General features: G+C 44.5%; 17 protein-coding genes and 2 pseudogenes. 7 read left to right on the plus strand and 12 right to left on the minus strand.

Features of this window, described 5'->3' with window-relative positions; all coding sequences use genetic code 11:
• Position 1: 1 nt before the first annotated feature.
• The 4 genes from N4J56_RS21950 to N4J56_RS21965 form a co-directional block, all read right to left on the minus strand.
• Complete coding sequence (locus N4J56_RS21950) at positions 2-1450, minus strand: FAD-binding protein (protein ID WP_317108372.1); 1449 nt, start codon at positions 1448-1450, stop codon at positions 2-4.
• Positions 1451-1610: 160 nt separating this feature from the next.
• The gene (locus tag N4J56_RS21955) at positions 1611-2195 is read right to left on the minus strand and encodes a cupredoxin domain-containing protein (RefSeq protein WP_317108373.1); all 585 of its coding nucleotides are present in this window, start codon (positions 2193-2195) and stop codon (positions 1611-1613) included.
• A 94-nt stretch (positions 2196-2289) separates the two neighbouring features.
• Positions 2290-4578, minus strand: coding sequence for a heavy metal translocating P-type ATPase (locus N4J56_RS21960; protein WP_317108374.1), 2289 nt, complete (start codon positions 4576-4578; stop codon positions 2290-2292).
• 35 nt (positions 4579-4613) lie between these two features.
• Positions 4614-4808, minus strand: coding sequence for a heavy-metal-associated domain-containing protein (locus tag N4J56_RS21965; RefSeq protein WP_317108375.1), 195 nt, complete (start codon positions 4806-4808; stop codon positions 4614-4616).
• A 248-nt stretch (positions 4809-5056) separates the two neighbouring features.
• Between N4J56_RS21965 and N4J56_RS21970 the strand changes: the two genes are divergently transcribed.
• Together N4J56_RS21970 and N4J56_RS21975 are read left to right on the plus strand one after the other, a co-directional pair.
• Entirely contained in the window at positions 5057-5218 is a 162-nt protein-coding gene (locus tag N4J56_RS21970) for a hypothetical protein (RefSeq protein ID WP_317108376.1), read from the plus strand.
• 54 nt (positions 5219-5272) lie between these two features.
• Positions 5273-6472 carry a transposase gene (locus tag N4J56_RS21975; protein ID WP_317108377.1) on the plus strand — a complete coding sequence of 400 codons (1200 nt, stop codon included), beginning with the start codon at positions 5273-5275 and terminating at the stop codon, positions 6470-6472.
• Positions 6473-6621: 149 nt separating this feature from the next.
• On the opposite strand, the gene N4J56_RS21980 is transcribed toward N4J56_RS21975, so the two are convergent.
• The 4 genes and pseudogenes from N4J56_RS21980 to N4J56_RS21990 form a co-directional block, all read right to left on the minus strand.
• The gene (locus N4J56_RS21980) at positions 6622-8415 is read right to left on the minus strand and encodes an ABC transporter ATP-binding protein (protein WP_317108378.1); all 1794 of its coding nucleotides are present in this window, start codon (positions 8413-8415) and stop codon (positions 6622-6624) included.
• Between the two features lie 37 nt (positions 8416-8452).
• Positions 8453-8744, minus strand: a pseudogene (locus tag N4J56_RS41205) (DUF1636 family protein); the annotation flags it as partial.
• A gap of 35 nt (positions 8745-8779) precedes the next feature.
• Entirely contained in the window at positions 8780-9766 is a 987-nt protein-coding gene (locus N4J56_RS21985; RefSeq protein ID WP_317108379.1) for an iron-siderophore ABC transporter substrate-binding protein, read from the minus strand.
• Positions 9754-11691: a TonB-dependent siderophore receptor gene (locus N4J56_RS21990; RefSeq protein ID WP_317108380.1), complete on the minus strand. Its 1938-nt coding sequence runs from the start codon at positions 11689-11691 to the stop codon at positions 9754-9756. Before N4J56_RS21990 ends, N4J56_RS21985 begins: the two co-directional genes overlap by 13 nt.
• A gap of 179 nt (positions 11692-11870) precedes the next feature.
• Between N4J56_RS21990 and N4J56_RS21995 the strand changes: the two genes are divergently transcribed.
• The gene (locus tag N4J56_RS21995; protein WP_410500401.1) at positions 11871-13007 is read left to right on the plus strand and encodes an IS4 family transposase; all 1137 of its coding nucleotides are present in this window, start codon (positions 11871-11873) and stop codon (positions 13005-13007) included.
• A 156-nt stretch (positions 13008-13163) separates the two neighbouring features.
• Here the strand turns inward: N4J56_RS21995 and N4J56_RS22000 are convergent, their stop codons facing one another.
• The 4 genes from N4J56_RS22000 to N4J56_RS22015 all read right to left on the minus strand — a co-directional run bounded on the left by N4J56_RS22000 (position 13164) and on the right by N4J56_RS22015 (position 16222).
• Complete coding sequence (locus N4J56_RS22000; RefSeq protein ID WP_317108381.1) at positions 13164-13892, minus strand: AMIN domain-containing protein; 729 nt, start codon at positions 13890-13892, stop codon at positions 13164-13166.
• Positions 13893-14017: 125 nt separating this feature from the next.
• Positions 14018-15019: an AraC family transcriptional regulator gene (locus N4J56_RS22005; protein ID WP_317108382.1), complete on the minus strand. Its 1002-nt coding sequence runs from the start codon at positions 15017-15019 to the stop codon at positions 14018-14020.
• A 192-nt stretch (positions 15020-15211) separates the two neighbouring features.
• Positions 15212-15589 (minus strand): nuclear transport factor 2 family protein, encoded by a 378-nt coding sequence (locus N4J56_RS22010; protein WP_317108383.1) that lies wholly within the window; start codon positions 15587-15589, stop codon positions 15212-15214.
• 54 nt (positions 15590-15643) lie between these two features.
• Complete coding sequence (locus N4J56_RS22015) at positions 15644-16222, minus strand: Crp/Fnr family transcriptional regulator (RefSeq protein WP_317108384.1); 579 nt, start codon at positions 16220-16222, stop codon at positions 15644-15646.
• A 445-nt stretch (positions 16223-16667) separates the two neighbouring features.
• On the opposite strand from N4J56_RS22015, the gene N4J56_RS22020 reads away from it, so the two are divergent.
• The 4 genes and pseudogenes from N4J56_RS22020 (at position 16668) to N4J56_RS22035 (ending at position 19837) form a co-directional block, all read left to right on the plus strand.
• On the plus strand, positions 16668-17573 hold the full coding sequence (locus N4J56_RS22020) for a hypothetical protein (RefSeq protein ID WP_317108385.1): 906 nt from the start codon (positions 16668-16670) through the stop codon (positions 17571-17573).
• Positions 17574-18110: 537 nt separating this feature from the next.
• Positions 18111-18908, plus strand: coding sequence for a glucose 1-dehydrogenase (locus tag N4J56_RS22025; protein ID WP_317108386.1), 798 nt, complete (start codon positions 18111-18113; stop codon positions 18906-18908).
• A 13-nt stretch (positions 18909-18921) separates the two neighbouring features.
• A pseudogene (locus N4J56_RS22030) lies at positions 18922-19038 on the plus strand (NADPH-dependent FMN reductase); the annotation flags it as partial.
• 16 nt (positions 19039-19054) lie between these two features.
• Positions 19055-19837: an MIP/aquaporin family protein gene (locus N4J56_RS22035; protein ID WP_410500563.1), complete on the plus strand. Its 783-nt coding sequence runs from the start codon at positions 19055-19057 to the stop codon at positions 19835-19837.
• Positions 19838-19851: the final 14 nt, after the last annotated feature.

A 19851-nucleotide genomic window follows, 5' to 3' on the forward strand; every position in this document is an offset into this window, starting at 1 on the left:
GCTAGAAAATCCCCTGACCAGGTGTAAGTAAATTGTCAGGATCGTAGCGGCGCTTGGCGCTGACTAGCCTACCCCATACTGGATAAAAGTGCTGTTTCCAATCGGCTTGAGAAAATGGAACGGCATCAATCGGGTAGCGATATCCACCACTGTCGCGGTTGCGCTCGAAAAACGTGCGGTTATCAGCTAGCATTTTGGCGATCGCGCTAGCATCGGGTGGTGCAGTGCGTAGAATCGCAAATAGGAACATGACTTCCTCATCAGGAACCCGAAATAGCGGTAACGTCAAGCGGTTTGTCGGCACGGGATACAGCAGCACTGGACCCTGACCCGTATCCGCTAAAGTTAAGTTAGAAACGATCTCGCCGACAAAGCCGTTAACTGCGGTTTCTGGTACGAATAAATCTAACCAAGGATGCGGATAAAACCATACTCCACTCTCCTTTAAAAAAGCAATAGTTGGAGCCAACCGATTCGCAAAATCAAAGTAAGACTTATCTTCAATCTGTTGAGTACCCTGACTGTAACTTAACCCAGCAAGTAAACTGTTATTGTCTGGTTCACCTGGCGGAGTATAAAAGCTAGCTGCCTCCAGCAGATAACGCCATCCACCACTAGCATCGGGTACAACTTGACCTTCTACGTAGTCAAATCGTTTTTGGGCAATTAGCCAGCACTGGTCGTGCGTCAAAGCAGCCAAATCGTTGTAAAACAAGAGAAATACGCGGGTATTTTGAGCAGACGGAATGAGGCGAACTGTTGCCCTAACGATAATGCCACATTGACCCAACCCTGCCAGCACTGCTTCAAACAAATCGCGATTTTGGGAGCGAGAACAAGTTTCTAGGTTGCCCGCACCCGTGACGACTTGCAGGGACAAGACATTATCTACTTGCACGCCATAACGATGACTCCTGCCACCAATCCCGCCAACTGCTAAAGTGCCACCCACAGATAGCTCGATGTAATCTGTCAAGACGGGGGGTGTCAGTTGTCGCTCCAGCAATGCCAGCAGCAATTGGCTCCACAACACACCTGCATCCACTTCTGCCTGCTCTGCATTAATATGATGAATCGTATCAAGCGAACTCATGTCAATAACTATCCCCGCCTCTATAAGCGGTTGACCGTAAGTGGAGTGCGCTTGACCGCGTGCGGCAACTTTCAGCTTGTGGGTACGAGCAAACCGGACGATCCTCACTATATCTTCAATCGAACCTGGTTTGAGTACGGCAGCTGGGTAGCGACGCACGAGATGACCGAAATCATCAGCGGCAGCATTGCGGGTGGCAGAATCGTTGTAAAGTATACCGTCCAGGGGTGGCAGAGATTCAAATTCAGATGCAGCACTGGCGGATGTGACCCACGATTGCTTGGCTGGATTGAACCCAATAATAATCGCCGAAGCGATCGCACCTTGCAAAACTTGACGGCGTGAAGCATTTTTCATCCAGCATCCCCTGAACTAGCGTTTGACAGACCGAAATTCTTTTGCCCAACAAGAACATCTTCAAACTTTAATGATGATATTTCTTATTGAAAGCAATAAAATTTGTGTCGGGCTAATCGGGGAGTGGTATCGCATGATGAGTTCGAGCCGTTCACAGCAGTTATTTGACAGTAGTAGATGGAGCAACAGGCGTTAAGCTGGCAACAACAGTAGAATCGGCAGGTTGAACTTCGATGACTCCTCGAAACATATTCATGCCACAGGTGAAAGTATAAGTCCCTGGTTTGTCGGGCGTGAACTCGATGGGTGTGACTTGGTTGAGGGGGAGGTTCTGGGCGATATGGAAGTCAGGAAATCGGATTTCTTCGAGGCAACTGCTGGGATCTGTACGGTGGAAGTTGAGTCGGACTCTTTGACCTGCTTTTACCACAACTCGACTGGGTTCGTACCCACCATCAACAGCAATCTCGACCGCCTGAATCCCTTGACTCATCTTGGCTTTGTGTGACTTAGGCTTGCTGAGCAGAAACCACCACAATTCTAGTCCAATTAATCCCAAACCACTAACCGTAACGGCTCCTTTCAACCATAGCGGTTGTTCGATACGGTGGAACTGACCCTTCTGCTCTATTTCGGAGCGTTGCATCCCTTCATGAGACATTTGTGCCACTGCTTGTCCCGAAGCAATGCCTAATGCCAATCCTATACTCGCAATCCCACCTACGATCGCAGTTTTGCTTACCATTGAAAACCTCCTATACAACCGCTCCTGGCTCCTAACAAAAATCTAAATCCTGCTAACGTCCGCAAAGAATGTCACTTTCTTCAGCATCATTAATTTAGCGCGCAGTTTTCGGATGGAAGTTACGCAGACGCAGTGCATTTGTCACTACTGAAACAGAACTAAATGCCATTGCCGCACCTGCAATAATCGGACTGAGCAACCAACCAAAGAAAGGAAAGAGAATACCTGCGGCGATTGGAATGCCAGCCACGTTGTAGATGAAAGCAAAAAACAGATTTTGTCTGATATTACGAATCGTGGCACGCGAGAGTTGAATTGCCGTCACAATACCTTGTAAGTCGCCGGAAATCAGCGTAATATCGCTTGCGGCGATCGCCACATCCGTTCCCGTACCAATAGCAATTCCCACATCCGCCTGCGCCAAGGCTGGTGCATCGTTAATCCCATCGCCAACCATTGCGACAATTTTGGGAGTCGTGAATCGTTTTTTGCTCCCCTGCTGCTCTAATTGCAGAGACTTAACAACCTCAGCCTTTCGATCGGGACGAACTTCTGCCATGACTCGGTTAATCCCGACTTCCCGCGCAATAACTTCCGCCGTGCGGCGGTTGTCACCAGTCAGCATTATTACCTCTAATCCCATCTGCTGCATAGTGCGTACAGCAGCAGCAGAAGAAGGTTTGACGGCATCTGCAATTCCCATAATGGCTTGGACTGTGCCGTCTACAGCAATCCAAATGACTGTTTTACCGAGATACTCCAGTCGATCCCACTGTTGCTGTAATTGGCTGGTATTAATTCCCAATTCTTGCATCCAGCGCTGCGTGCCAATTTGTACGAGGCGATCGCTTACGTATCCTTGCACGCCACTACCTGCAACTGCTGCACATTCTCGTGCGTCGGTCAATTCTACTCCTTGAGAAGAGGCGTATTGCACCACCGCTTCAGCCAAAGGATGTTCTGAATTGCGTTCGACAGCAGCAGCTAGGCGCAAGAGTTTTAGCTCGTTACTATGTGCCGTTCCGTTAACCGTGACAAAATCGGTGACAGTTGGCTTGCCTTGCGTAATCGTACCCGTTTTGTCAAGCACGATCGCTTGCAGTTTGTGCGCTAGTTCCAGGCTTTCTGCACCTTTAATCAGAATGCCATTTTCCGCACCTTTACCTGTTCCTACCATAATTGAGGTTGGTGTAGCCAAACCCAAGGCACAGGGACAGGCGATAATCAACACTCCAACGGTGGTAATCAATGCCATCGTCAGGTTACCCATGATGTTAAACCAGATGACAAAGGTAGCGATCGCGATTGCGATGACCGCAGGTACAAACCATCCCGTCACTTGGTCTGCCAACCGTTGAATCGGTGCTTTAGAACCCTGAGCTTGCTGTACGAGCTTGACAATTTGCGCCAAAAATGTATCTTTGCCAACTCGTGTTGCCCGAAATTTAAAGCTACAAGTTTTATTGATCGTAGCGCCGATTGCTTCATCTCCAGGCTGCTTTTTCACAGGCAAGCTTTCACCCGTCACCATTGACTCATCAATCGTGGAGGAGCCATCAACGATCTCTCCATCCACAGGAATCTTTTCCCCAGGACGAACCAGGATGATATCCCCCAAAACGACTTGGGCAATTGGTACATCCACCTCGCGATCGTCACGAATGACACGCGCTGTTTTTGCCTGTAAACCGATTAGTTTGCGAATTGCTTCTGAAGTTTGCCCCTTAGCGCGATTCTCTAGCAGTTTTCCTAGCAAGATTAAGGTAATGATGACAGCGGCGGCTTCGTAGTAAACGTCTGGGTTCAAACCCTGAGCGATAAACCACCCAGGAAAGAAGGTAGGAAACAGGGAATATAAGTAAGCCGCACCCGTACCGATCGCCACTAGAGTATCCATCGTGGCTGTATGGCGCTTGAAAGCTTTCCAGGCATTGACATAGAAGGATGCACCGCACCAGAACTGCACTGGAGCCGTGAGGATCAGTTGTAGCCAAGGATTGTGCAGCCACATGGGGATGAAGGGGATCGATAACCCCGTCATAGCAGGCAACGACCCAATGACCAGCACTGCACTAATAATACCGCTAGTCCAAACCTTACGAGTTAAGTCTCGATTTTCTGCCTGCCGCGCCCGACGTTCGGCATCGTCATCTGCTGCCAACAAGTCTTCTTGCATCGGTTGAGCGGAATATCCGGCTGCGTCAACCGCATTTTGCAGCGTTGCCACGTTTGTCTGATTAGGATCGTATGTGACTATAGCTTGTTCTGCACTAAAGTTAACGCTGGCATGACTCACCCCAGGAACAGAGCGAATCGCGGCTTCAATGTTATTGGCACATGAGGCACAACTCATGCCTTTTAGTTTCAGCGTGATGTTATCCATATGGCGATTGCTTTTTATTAGTAACCAATTGCTGCTTAAGCCGCAGGATAGCCTACAGCAGCGATCGCATTTTCAATTTCTGCTGCCGATCGTTGCGTCTCGATACTGACCATTTTTGTTTTCGGATCGGCTTCTACTTTTGCCGTTGCATCAACCTTCTTCACTGCTTGAGTTACAGCATCGACACAAGCAGCGCAAGCGAGTTTGGGAACTTTGAGCTGGATTAACATTTGCTCAACTCCATAACGTGACTAAATCTATTGTGAATTCTCTAGTTAACTAGAGAGTCAAGGGGGAGAAAAAATTTCGGCGTTGCATAATAAAGGTATGAATTGAGGTAAGTATCAACTCATATCCGTGTCTTTCTTTGCTGCGGCACTCACCGCCTCACCATAAAGCGACATTTTTGAAAAGCCATCCTTTAAGCCACCCCGCACCAAATGCGTAACTCCTGGGTATTTCTGCTGCTCCTAAGCTGATGCTATACAAAAAGCAAACTAGCAGGATTGCCAGCCCGACAATTAGACCAATTAAGGGTCATTGTGGCTGGTTCGCTCCTTTAGGTGAGCTGGCGATCGCTTTTGACCGAAAAAAGGGGATGCAAGCCCCGCCCTCCACTTCGTTAAAGGGCGGCTTTTAATTTTAACGGTCTTGTGATATTATAAGTTTTGATACCCGATACCGCAGTATCAAAATGTTTATCTACGAGTTCAAGGTCTACCCCAAAGCATCTCAGATAGTCGCCATTGAAGAAGCTATTAGAACGGCTCAGTTTGTCCGTAATAAGGTGCTTCGTTATTGGATGGATAACCGAGGCGTAGGAAAGACCGAAATGTTTAGATACAACACGCTGCTGAGGAAAGAGTTTAAGTTTGTAGACGACCTGAATTCCCACGCTTGCCAAACCGCTGTTGAAAGAGTCTTAAAAGCCGTTAATCGCTTTTACGATAACTGTAAAAAACAGATACTTGGCAAGAAGGGGTATCCAAAGTTTAAAAAACACTCTCGCTCGGTAGAGTACAAGGTATCAGGATGGAAGCTGTCGGATAACAGAAAGCATATAACTTTCACCGATAAAAAGGGGATAGGCAACCTCAAGCTAGTAGGTTCTAGGGATTTGAACTTCTACCAAATAGAGCAAATCAAGCGGGTGAGAATTTTGCGTCGTGCCGATGGGTATTACGTGCAGTTCTCAGTCCAGCTAGATCCTAGAGATACGGTTGAACCTATTACCCCTAGCCAAAAAGCTGTAGGTGTCGATTTAGGAATCAAGTATTTCTTGGCAGACAGCCTGGGAAATACAGAGCCTAACCCACAGTTCTACCGTCGAGGCGAACAACAATTAAATCGTCTCACCAGAAAGAAGTCTAAAAAATTCCGTAAAGGAAAACCTCAGTCCAAAAACTATCACTTATGCAGACGCTTATATGCAATTAAGCATTTAAAAGTAAGTAGGCAGCGAGAAGAATATGTCAAGAGAGTGGCGCTCCGTTTAATCAAGTCCAACGACTTAGTAGCCTACGAAGATTTAAATGTGAAAGGCATGGTAAAGAATCGGCGTTTATCTAAATCGATTAGTGATGCAGGTTGGTCAACTTTTCGCCGTTGGTTAGAGTATTTTGGTTATAAATATGGAAAGGTAACTATTGCTGTTGCCCCCCATAATACAAGTCAAAATTGTTCTAATTGCGGCGAAAAAGTGCAGAAGTCTCTATCTAATAGAACCCATATTTGTCCTCATTGTAATTATGTGGAAGATAGGGATATTAATGCAGCGATTAACATTCTGCAAAAAGGACTCAGTACGGTCGGGCAGACCGGAGCTTATAAGCTTGGGGAGATCGACCCTATGGCTGGGTTGGAGCAATCCTGCTCAGTTAAGGTTGGTCTGTGAACCAAGAATCCTCGCCGTTCTACGGCGATGGAGTGTCAAATTGTCAATTTTTGTCATCGTGAATGCGTAGTTTTACTTATCGATCCAGGATTTGAGCGCTAATTGCAAACAATTGACAATAACTCTACAGATAAATGACCCAAAGAGCGTCAAATACTTCCAGACTGCACTCGCCAAAGACTGCTATAAATGCCATTAAGTGCCAGTAAGTTCTCGTGTTTGCCTTGCTCGACAATTTCACCTTTATCCATCACGTAAATCCGATCGCTGTAGCGAATTGTGGAAAGACGGTGAGCAATGGCTATCGTGGTGCGATTTTGAGTAATCTTGGTCAGGGATTTTTGAATTGCGGCTTCAGTTTCGTTATCTACCGCAGAGGTTGCTTCATCTAAAATTAAAATTGGTGGGTCTTTGAGAATAGCACGAGCGATCGCAATTCTTTGTCTTTGTCCGCCAGAAAGCTTTTGACCGCGTTCGCCCACAATCGTATCGTACCCCTGCGGTAGTTCAAGAATAAACTCGTGTGCTTCGGCTAACTGGGCAGCGCGGACGATTTCTGCGTAGCTAGCTGCTAAGTTCCCATAGGCAATGTTTTGAGCTACCGTACCATGAAACAAAAACACGTCCTGACTCACCCAACCGATGCAACGCCGCAGTTCTCCTAGTTGTAATTCCTGAATATTTACTCCGTCGATTCCGATCCGTCCGCTTTGGATTTCGTAAAACCGCAGCAATAACTTGACGAGCGTACTTTTCGCCGAACCCGTTGCGCCAACAATGCCGATATTTGCACCAGGAGGAATATGCAGTGATAGGTTTTTCAATACGTTATACCGCTCGCTGTAGGCAAAGGTAATCTTATCTATCTGCACTTCCCCACGTACTACAGTTAACGGTAAAGAACGATCGCCCCCTGGAATCGCAATTGGAGTGTCCAACAATCCCATCACCCTGCGGATCGAAGCCATTGCCCGTTGATATTCATCCATAATTTGGCTCAAAGAAGCAAAGGGCCACAGTAATAGCTGTACGATGAATACTAGAAAGCCGTAAGTTCCTACTGTTAGCCTGCCATTAGCCACAGCCACACCACCAAAAAACAGCGTAGCGATAAAACCCACCACAACCAAGAAGCGAATTAACGGATAAAAAGCCGCAGAAAGGGCGATCGCTTTTTTGTTACTACGTCTATAGGCATCACTTTCATCAAGCACGCGGCTGCGTTCATAGTCTTCGGTGGTGAAACTTTTAATTGTGGCAATCCCTGAGAGATTGTTGGCTAAACGGCTGCTAATGAATCCCGCTTTTTCGCGCACCTCAGCATAGCGGGGAGCGAGTTGTTTTTGGAAGGCGAACGAACCCCAAAAAATGAAAGGAATGGGGAGGATGGCGAAAGGAGCCACACTAGGAGCGATGATGATAAACGAACCACCCACAGCCAGAACTACGGTGAGAAATTGCAGAATTTCCGCCGCCCCAAAATTGAGAAATCTTTCTAATTGATTGATGTCATCGTTCAAAATTGATAAGAGTTCTCCGGTGGAGCGTTCTTCAAAATAACTCAGTTCTAGTTCTTGTAAATGGGTATAAGCATCGAGACGTAATTCATGCTGGATAGTTTGGGCGAGGTTGCGCCAGAGGCGATCGTACAAAAATTCAAATAGTGACTCTAGACTCCAAACTAATAAAGTTAATAGCGATAGGATTGCTAGTTGTCCGATGATGTTGATGATGCCAATTTGAGCAATCAGAGAATTCTCTTTTTCTACTACAACATCTACTGCTACTCCGATTAAATAGGATGGTGCGAGATCGCAGAGTTGGTTGAGAATCGTACAGGTGACAGCAACCCAGATTTGAGAACGGTGGTTTTTGGCATAGCGTAACAACCGTAAGAGAGGATGCTTTTTGGATCTCAGATAAGAAATTGGTGAAGGTGACATGGTAAACGTCCAACGCAGAAAATATATTAACTGACAATTACGTGGACTTTTTCGCAGTGGTTATAGGGGGAATTTGGGCGAAAATAGCAGATTGCAATATTTCCTTTACGATTCTTGATATACAGTTGCACAAACTCTATTAATGGCGCTGCACTGTCTTTTAGTGGAAGATTGACAAACAGATATGTCGGTTTGTCTTGACTAGAAACTGATACAACACAGCTTTGAGAGCAAGCCCACAAACATCCAACTGGCTGAATTTAAAGTTCATCCGATGAGAATGTCTTCTTGCATAAATCATTTATTTTGTCAAGTAAACTAGTACCATCAGATCGATCGCAATTTATTCTAAGTCTGTAAAAATTTATGTACCCTTGGGCAAGTATTTAAACAAGTCATCCAATATTTTATTCGCACCTGTGATGCCTTGTGCGCTCCAAGTTTCTGGATCGACAACATAGGCTCGATGATTTTTCACGACGTTCAAGCTACCAACTAGGGGATGTTGTAAATAAAAGCTAGATGGACTTTCGGCATTGTCTACAATAAATAGCACATCCGCATCATATTCATCGATCGTTTCAATACTGATTGGCGGCTCGGAGTTGTTTCCATCAATAGGTAAAGATTTATAGCGTAATCCAATATCATCAAAAACAACAAGAGGTAAAATTTTAGCTCGATCGTTAGTCGTATAAATAATGTCCTCTCCATAAAAAATCACAGCAACCTCTAACTGCTGTAACCGATCGCCTAAGCGCTCCTTCAACTGATTAACTCGTTGCTGATATTGACTGAGAACTTTCTCCGCTTTTTCTTCTCGATCTAGCATTTTTGCTGTGTACCGAAATATTTCTTTGAAAGATACCTGGTTCGTTAGTGGATCGCGCAGATCGGGGACTGGAACTGTAGGGGCGATCGCAGATAACAACTGATACTCAGGAGGTCTGGAGTGACTCAAAATTAAGTCAGGCTTAAGCATTAAAATTTTTTCGAGGGAAGGCTGATAGGGGGTACCAACATATTTTGCGCCTAGAATATCATTCCACGAGGCTCCAAACAGACCTCCTCTTTTGTCTCGTCTCATAACGTAGCTCGTATATCCAACTGGCTTAATGCCGAGAGCAGCTAGAGGATCAATATTGTCCTCAGGAGATAGCGCAACAATGCGCTGTGGATTCATTGGCACACAGGTTTCACCCATATCATGTTTGACAATGCGGCAGTTTTCTAGAGACAATTTTGAGGAAATAATTGTATCAGGCGTGTTTTGGCTGCAAGCGAAAGTAATCGCTGCGATCGCAGCCAGTAATAAATAACTTATCCGAAATCGACTTTTCAGAATTCCCATGCTAGCGTCCCTTGCACAGTGAACGGCTCTCCTGGATAAACAGGGAAAGAGGCATTAGAATTTTCAAAATACTCGACATCGAATAAATTGATGACGTTAAGTGCTGCCCTGAATTGACCGCGCTTGTAGAAGATAGCCGCATCCGTGCGAAAATAGCTGGGGAACGTAAATGAATTTTCTAAGTCTCCCTGGCGATCGCCTACGTAGAAAAACCCGATCCCAAAACCCAATCCTTGCAAATCTCCAGATTGAATTTCATAGCTCGTCCATAAGTTGAAGCTGTGTTCTGGAACATTATTGATCCGATTACCAACTTCATACGTTTCATCTGCTGTAATCTTGGCATCAGTGTAAGCATAACCAGCAATGACATTCCATCCTGGGAAAATTTCACCCGAAACAAATAGCTCGACACCTTGGCTATTTTGCTCCCCTGTTTGGATTTCAAAATCAGGATTATCGGGATCGGGACTGTTAACGTAGGTACGGGTTAGATCGTACAATGCAAGCGTGGCAGAAAGATTGTCGTTAATATCTGCTTTTACCCCAACCTCATATTGCGTCCCCCGTCCTGGCTCAAATGGCTCGTCATTAGCAGATCTGCCATAGCTTGGAGCAAAAGAGCGGGTATAGCTAGCATAAAGAGAAATTGGCTCTATTGGTTGATAGACAACGCCCAGGCGAGGACTAAAGGCATCTCCCGATTGAAATTCTTCAGTATCTTCGATCAGATCTTCATTAGTCTGCTCAAAAACATCAAATCGACCACCTAGTAATAACTTGAGATTATCTGTGATGGTTACTTGGTCTTGAACATAGATCCCCAACGAATCGGTTAACGTGGTGGTTTTGCCAGGGGGGGAAACTTGTTCAAATATTTCCCTACTGGAAACTGGGTCAAAAATGTCAATGGGTGTTCCTCGGAAAGCGTCGAAGATAGGGTCGCTAGCTTCAACATCAAATCGTCTCAAATCGGCACCAAATAGTAGCTGATGCTGAATAGAGCCTGTGGAAAACCGACCGACAACATTTGTCACGAGATCGAAGGATTGTGACTTGATAGTAGCCTCACTAAATTCACGCTGTACAGTTCTTAGATCGGGTTCGAGGCTATCAGGAACAGGATCGTTAATGTCTCTGTATCCATAATCATTGTCAGAAAAGTAAAAAGCATTTCGCAACGACCAGTTTTCGCTAAAGCGATGCTCCAGGTTATACCCAGCGATGAGAGTATTGGCAAAAAATCTACCATCTGGATTGGAGAGATTGCGATTTCTGGGAATTTCGCCATTTGGGTTCGGTAATATCGTTCCCTCAAGGGGAAGACCAGAACCCCTACCCACAGTAGCTTCGACATACTGCACGTCGAACGTTAAATCCGTATTTTTGCCAATCTCAAACTTTAAAACACCTGCAACAGATGGAGTTTCTCGTTCGACAAAATCGAAAAAACTTTCGCCATATTCATAAGAGGCATTCAGTCGGTATAGGATTGTTTTGGAATCATTCAACGGACCACTTAAATCGATCGCACCTTGGTAAAAATCGTAGCTGCCAGCAGATGCTTCAACCGAGTAAAAAGGTTCGCGCAAAGGTTGTTTAGTGACAACATTAATCGTCCCGCCAGGATTACCCCCACCAAATAGAACTGAAGCGGGCCCCCTGAGAACTTCAATCCGTTCGATGTTCGAGAAAATTGCTGTTCCCGAATCTGCAAATTGCAAATTCAATCCATTCCTAGTGAAATTTTGTCCCTCGCCAGCAAAAAAACCTCGAATCGTGAACGAGTTAAATATAGGAGTGTCATCAGGGGTATTTTGGATCGCACCAGGGGCATTTCTGAGTGCTTCATTGAGGCTGTCAACTTGTTGTTCTTCTAGTACCTGTTGCGGAATGATTTGAATTGATTGGGGAATATCGCGCAATGGCGTATCGGTTCTCGTTCACTACGGTTCAGTTAAGGCTCAAAGTGTTGTAAATTAAGCATTGTTCCCAAGAATGGAAAGTGAGTGTAGTGCATCTGAAGGATTTCTCATTGTTGTCTCCTACGATACAAAGTAGTGATGTGTTCAAAGCGATAGAGGCAGCCATCCCATCCACGGAGATCGAGCAAGCGATCGCTAAAACTAAAGTTTGTGAACAACGTAAACGCTCGTTACCAGCACAATTGGTAATTTGTTTGGTAATTGCGATGAGTCTGTGGTCACGAGATTCGATGAGAGATGTGCTGAAAAACTTAATTGATGGGCTGAGCGAAGCATGGGTGAAAGTGGGGAAATACTGGCGAGTTTTTTGTAAATCAGCAATAACGCAAGCCCGACAACGATTAAGTCCAAGGGTGATGAGTCAATTGTTCCATCAACTGGTGCGACCAATGGCTAGCACCGATACCAAAGGAGCATTTCTCAATGGATTGCGAATTGTGGTAATTGATCGGACTTGCTTCGATCTGCCAGACAGCGATGAAAATGCGAGAGTTTTTGGTCGTCCGAGCAGCCGTCCTGGCACACAAGCCGCATTTCCCAAACTGCGATTAGTCATTTTGGTAGAAGCAGGAACACATTTAATCTTTGATGCATTGATGTGTCCATATCGAATAGGAGAACGAGTGCGGGCATTAAGATTATTACGCTCCGTGAGTTCAGGGATGTTGTTGATGTGGGACAGAGGGTTACATTCTTATGCAATGGTGCAAGCAACTGTCACAACTGGTAGCGATTATTTAGGAAGAATTCCCGCAAATGTCAAGTTTTTGTGCGAAGAACCACTGGCGGATGGTTCTTATCTGAGTTGGATTTATCCACCTGCTAAATTCCGCTCAAAAGCTTGCCAGCCCATACAAGTCCGAGTGATTGAATACACAATTGGTAATACCGACAACCCAGAGGAACAACTAAGATATCGCTTAATTACCAGCTTATTGGAATTGGAGAAATTTCCGGCTCAACTACTGGCGATTGAATATCATCAACGCTGGGAAGTAGAAAATACTATTGATGAACTCAAAGTACATTTATCAGGACGAAAAACTCATATTCGCTCTCAAAAACCGCGTGAAGTTGTGCAGGAAGTTTACGGGTGGTTGTTAGGACACTGGGCTGTGCGGTTATTGATGTTTCAAGCTGCAAAGAGCGCGGGTATCACTCCTTTGCGTCTGAGTTTCACTGGGACATTGCGAGTTATTCGTCGTGCTATCCCGAAATTTCAACGCTTGCAATCACAAGAACTCCCCTTTTTTTAAGTTGGTTAACTGTAGAGATTTTAGACACTCTGTTACCTGAACGAGTTTCTCGTACCAATCCCAGAGTTGTAAAAAAACCTGTATCCAAGTTTCGCTCAAAAAAGCCAAGACATCGAGCCACCCCCTCTCGAACCAATCCTCCTATTTTCTTTATCCTCAGCACAGCGTAGCCTTAAATGAACCGTATTGGGTTCTCGTTCCCACATTAGTATCGGGGACGAGATAGCCATCCCGCTCCCCTGTCACCACAATTTCCTGCTCGTCATCTTCGGGCGGTTTTCCTGGTGGGGTTACAGCCTCCGGTGGCGGCGGAGTTTGGACGGTGGGTGTACCTGGCGTGAGGCTGAAAATCAATCCCTCACTTGGCGAGTCATACAGCTGCACTTGCGGCAAGGCTGCTTCCCCCGTCACCGCGACTCGGATACTATTGGCAGTAGCCTGAGTCACTCTCACAAGAGTAATGCCACTTGTAGGGTTATCTTGACGAAATTCTCCTTGTGGCAGTGCTAGTACAGCATTAGGAATATTCGCAATATACGTTCTGCCCAAAGCAACAGTTACAGGTTGGAGTACTTTGCCTTGAGTGGTTTGTAGAATTATCTCTACACCTTTCTCGGTAGGATTTGCCACAACCCCTGTAATTGATACAACATCCTCTGGTGTTGCAGGTGGGTTGGTTGGCGTTGGTTGCTGTACCAACATTTGAGCGTTTGTCGCCGGAAGCTCGACTTGACTGGGTTGGGGAATTTTGTTAACTGCTGGAATCTCCTCTCCCACTTCCTCGCCTGTTGCCGGAGTGCCGAGCAAAAGCGCGTAAGCGAAGCATCCCGTTAGGGTTATCGCACTTGTCAGTAGCAGACTTTGACACAATTTATCTAACTTCATCGCTCTACCTACACTTCCTCACACCGCTTGGTAGTATTAGGAAAATTTCCTAACTAAATTGACAGTGTATGTATAATAGGCGATCGGTATTTTTAATTTGAACGCTAGCGGGATTTTTTTGAACGCTAGAGGGATTTTTGATAATGCTGAAAGTATTGTTTGGGATTCAAGCCAAATTTTTTGCGGAAAGCTGAAGCAAAGTAACTGCGACTGTCAAAACCGATTTTCAATGCTACTTCTTCAACATTCATGTCTCCCAATGCCAAAAGCTGCCTTGCTTGTTCCAGTCGATAGTCGTGCAAATATTTAAATGCAGATGTGCCGAAAACTTGCCGAAACCCACGCTTCAATTTAAACTCGTTTAGCCCGACTTGCCGTGCTAAATCTATCAAACTAGGTGGATTTTCTAAGTTTTTTAGCAAAATCTCCTTAGCTTGATAAATTCTGTCAATATCGCTCAACTTCTTAGCTGAAAAGTTGCGATCGCATATTTCCTGCTCCTGAAATTGTTGGAAATGAAATGCGATTAATTCTATTGCCTGACTTTCCAGATACATTCGCTTCATCAAGCCTTGATAGGGACATTGTAAGATGTTACACAACGCCATCCACATTTGCTGTGTAGTTTCCCATTGTTGGTAGTAAGGTTGTACGCGATCGCTAATCGTAGCTTGGCGTAGGTAAATTGGGATCTGTTCTATCTCTTGTTCGCCAAAACTTTGAAAAAATTGCTGCGGTTCAATTTTTAGATAAATTCGAGAAAACTTCTCTCCGGCTTTCCACCACTCAGTTTCTTGAAAATCGCAGTTACATTCTGAATAATATCTGCCTACTGATTCGTCAATTCGATCCGTTAAACTGTGACGTTGAATCGCCACTTTTCCTGAGCGAAAAAAACTCAGCCCAAATTGCAAATTATCCAATCTATCTTTAATCCACACAAGATCGTCAATTAACTCTACCTCATGTATCGAAAGAGATAATCCGTTGCATAACTCTGCCCAGTAATCGTAGGTATTACAGACATTTGGAATTTTTCCCTGGACGATAGTTTCAAAACCCTTCAATTGAAAAGAAGTTTCTTGGCATAATTCATTCCAGTTTGTATCTGTCAGAATTTTTATCATAGTTTGATGATAATTAGTTTCATCATCAGATAGCCGAAGCTACAGCGAGCGCGCTGGCGCTTAGTAATCCAGCGAGCTATTCTCCCTACTTAAATGAGAAATAATCTTAATTGTGACACAAAATTCACTGTAAGAAAAGTGACCAACAAGGGAGCAGGGAGCAGGGAGCAGAGAGCAGGGAGTAGTAAAGCGTTAGGACACTATACCGGAATGTGCAGCTATAATCTGCCAAGTCCCATCCTGAGACTGCGACCAAACTCTAGTAAAACGAAAAATGCCATTTGTGGGCGTACCATTATAACTACCCGATAATTGCATTTTTACTGAGACGACTGCCACATCACCTGTTAACAAAATATGCTGCTCGGAAGCCGACAGTGACTTGAGTTTGAGAGCGCCAGACTTGTGACCCGCGAGATCTTCCTCTTTTCCTACCAAATGCCCCAGGTGATCTGTAAAAAGTACTCTAGGCGACAGCAATTCATCTAATGCTTTCACATCAGAGTGCAGCATTGCCAGCCTGAGCTTTTCCTCTACCTCAATGATTTGATGCTCAATTTTACCATTCATAATTTTGTCACGTAAACGAAGGTGGGTTTATCCATGTTGAGTCTCCTTGGTGTTTCATGTTACAACGAGTCGCCGCCGCTGCCGTCGTATTTTTCCCTCTGCTTCTAACTGCTGGAGAACTCTAGTCACCGTCACTCGGCTCGTACCCAGCGTCTGAGCCAACTGTTGATGGGTGAGTGGCAGCTCAAGCGTCTGCCCGTTGTCAACATTACGACCGAATTTTTGACTCAACCACACCAGGAGCTGCCACAATTTTTGAGATATAGGATTGATATGAATAATGCTCAGTAGTTCTTCAGTTTGCTGCTGGTGGTGAACGATCGCATCTGTTAATTGCACCCACTGATTGCGGTTCCAGCGACTGACTTCTACATTTGTTAGACAGTGGATTTCGTAGGGCTGCACTCGTGACAGTGCATGTCCTACAACATCTCCCGCTCCCCAGTAGCCCAAGCAAACCAACTCACCTTCATGACTCCAAGTAATGCTGCGGGCAACCCCGGATTCAATTTGCCATAAAACTTCTTGATTTTCTGGTAAGCGATCGCGGCGTTGAAACTGTAACTTAGTTGGGATCGCTGGAGATATCGTTACATCATCTCGGTTGCGATAAATAGGCTGGACGTAGCTCATCACTTTACACCAATAAACCACTAATGCAAGTTACTAGGAATAGCATTCATCTATGCTCAAACAAGGCAAGCAACTTAATTTGCTGACTGCTGACTACAAGCTAAATTCACAACAAAAGCTACTGCAAATTCAGTATTTCAAACCACGTTTGTTATTAAAAAAAAAATTTCTTAATAGAAAGGAATCTCAACTCCAGAACTTTTCTGAACTTTACTAGATTGACAAATGATGGCACTAACACTGAATTGACAAGATTTTAATTTGACCGGAGTATAGATGTGATAGCACCAGAAATCATACTTAACTCTCTCTGCTAACATCAGTCAGCTTGAAAATGAGATAAGGCAGCATGATGCAACCGCCTCAGTTAATAATCGGAAATCGGAACTTCAAGTGACATCAAAACTAAGGCTCCCTTTGAACTCATGATTTTTTTGGAGGATAAATGCAACAAAATTTTTCTAGTAATTCAGAAGAAAAAATTACTCTACCACTCATTCATACACTTGATAAAACCGAACTGACTTTTAGCCATGCTTTTTTTCAAACCGCTCAAACTTTATATAGTTATCTCCAAGATATTCAGCTTTTAAGTGCCTCAATCTTTAACATATCTACCGAGCCTTACACTATAGCTATAGTCAGTCTATTTTCTAAAATGATTCAAAGCTATTACTCTTATGTTCTACTGGAAATACACCGCGAACGTGTTGGTAGTCAAGTTTTAATCGAACATTTATATTCAGCGGCAATTACGCTCGTATATTTATTAGAAAACGCAGAAAGTCAGATTTTTGACGAATATGTTTCTGATTCTATTGGTCAAGCTTATATTTTATTACAGAAAATAGAAACACAATTACAACCGATTTCTAATAATTTAGAGTTGGCGCTGCTGTGTGAATGGTTGAAAACTTTTATGTCTAAATCCGAACTACTAGCAACCAATTGCCAGCTTCCCAACTTAACAGCAGATTTGTGGAACTTAGAAACATTTGATCTAACTAATCAACGTGCGGCATCAATGGGATTAGATTTTCTCAGCAATCCAGCGCGACAAATGGTACACAAGATTACACCGGGTAGCTGGCTAGACATTCGGATCAATTACTTCAATGCTATTCGTAGTCGGCAATCAGAGCTAAAGAAAATTGATTTTCAACAGTTACGTGATGCCAGCCATTTATGCTTACACGCAACTAAAGTATTTTTAGAGGAAGTTGATTGTTTCGCCGACAACAAAGCTGAAGTTCAACGAAAACAGCAAAGTTTAAGTAAATTCTTTGAATGGTTTTATCAGGCTCACCAAGTATACAGTTGCCATAATGGTGTTTCTCTAGAGCTAAATTAATATCGATCGCAGGCGTTAAAGGTTTTAGAAATACTGTTTTGTTGCGATCGCTGACTCTTCTATTCTCCTCATAATTGCATCCACAAGGGTGTTGACTCTTGTCTACCCAAATTGTTTGGTCACAATTTACTGCTAATACGTAATGCAGTCCTCACGCTTCAATAAATTGCCGTAGCCGAGGTCAGTGCCATACAGTGCATCAGCACACACCCACCTTGCCCCAACGCCTGCATCTATCGCTCGCCCCAGCATAAATCTGGAAAAATTAGATTTTACTGAGAAAAATATAAGAAATTTCTAGCCAAAATCTCAGCTCTACTAACTGATGCTTTTAAAGAGTTATCATTCATCAGTTCGTCAATCGAGCAACAATGAACTTAAGCTGCATAGAGCAATTGCTCATGACGAAATCGCTCAAGCATGACTTAACAATCAGTATTTAGTCATGAGTTCGCTCGGTCTTTCCACGAACGATATCGATTATTACTTATGCCACTCACCTGAGAACTAATTGCTATCTATTCAAGGAGGAACTGTATGAGACTTGAAGGTAAAGTTGCCCTGGTAACAGGTAGCAGTCAAGGAATCGGACAGGGAATTGTCGTGCGTCTTGCTCAAGAAGGGGCAAATGTTGTCATTAACTACCGCTCGCATCCAGAAGGAGCGGCAGAAACCCTAGCAAAAGTACAAGCTGCTGGTGGTAGATGCTACATGGCTCAATGTCCCAGTTCCCAGGGATATACGATTCAAGCAGACTTAGGTAGCGTACGTGAGGTACGTCAATTGATTGGCGAAAGTATCGAGTATTTTGGCAAGGTAGATATTTTAGTTAATAATGCTGGAATTGAAAAACACGCTCCATTTTGGGAAATTACGGAAGCTGACTATGATACCGTGATGAATGTGAATTTGAAAGGAGTCTTTTTTGCTACTCAAACTTTTGTACAACACCTAATTGAAACTAAAAGATCTGGAAAAATTATCAATATCAGCTCGGTGCATGAGGAACTGCCATTTCCTAACTTCACGGCGTATTGTGCTAGTAAAGGTGGCATAAAAATGCTGACTCGCAACTTAGCAGTCGAACTAGGTTCTTTGGGCATCACAATTAATAACGTAGCACCTGGCGCAATAGAAACTCCAATCAATACCCAGCTCTTGCACAACCCCCAAAAGTTGGGTGCATTGTTGAAAAATATTCCCCTCGGTCGTTTGGGACAACCGCAAGATGTTGCTTCTTTGGTTGCCTTTTTAGCATCCCCCGATGCTGACTACGTTACGGGTAGCACTTTCTTTGTCGATGGTGGCTTGCTTTGGAATTATCAAGAGCAGTAAGGAGAATCGATTCATGTCAGACTCACCTCTATTTATTCCCGTCATTCTCGGTACTCCCCGCCAAGGTCGTCAAAGCGAATACGTTGCTAAATTTATCGTCGAGCAACTTTCGGTAAGGGATGGCATTGACTTTTGACTTGTTAAATATGAACGCTCTGAGCCGTCACTATCCCGAATATTTGATGGAAGCTGCAGGACTTGGCATTTTTATGATTTCTGCCAGTGTTGTGACAGCCTTGCTAGAACATCCAGCGTCGCCGCTGCGACAAGCAATTGTCGAGCCGTTATTACGCCGTTGCATTATTGGGATAGCAATGGGTTTAACCGCGATCGCGATCGTCTATTCCCCTTGGGGTAAGCAGTCTGGAGCGCACATCAATCCAGTCGTTACATTTACATTCTGGCGCTTGGGCAAGATTAAACGATGGGATGCATTCTTCTACATCGTGGCGCAATTTGTCGGCGGATTGTTGGGACTGTGGTTAGTTGCAGTGGTATGGAGAGATGCGATCGCCGATCCAGCAGTCAATTATGTTGTAACTGTTCCTGGGGAAGCTGGTGTAGGTGTTGCCTTCTGCGCCGAGCTAATAATTTCCTTTGGCATAATGCTGACGATTCTATTTGTATCGAATATCCCAAAACTAGCTCGATTTACTGGGCTATTTGCAGGCTTATTAGTTGCAACTTACATCACGGTAGAAGCACCATTATCAGGTATGAGCATGAATCCCGCCCGTACCCTTGCTTCGGCAATTGGGGCGCAGACTTGGACGGCAATTTGGATTTATTTCACTGCCCCACTGTTAGGGATGCTGCTAGCAGCCGAACTTTACGTGCGCCTCAAAGGGCGTAAAGCAGTCCGCTGCGCCAAACTCCACCATCACAATAACAAACGCTGCATCTTTCGCTGTGGCTATCGGGGACAGTGACCAGTGACCAGTGA

This window comes from Chroococcidiopsis sp. SAG 2025 (genome assembly GCF_032860985.1).
GTDB lineage: Bacteria > Cyanobacteriota > Cyanobacteriia > Cyanobacteriales > Chroococcidiopsidaceae > Chroococcidiopsis.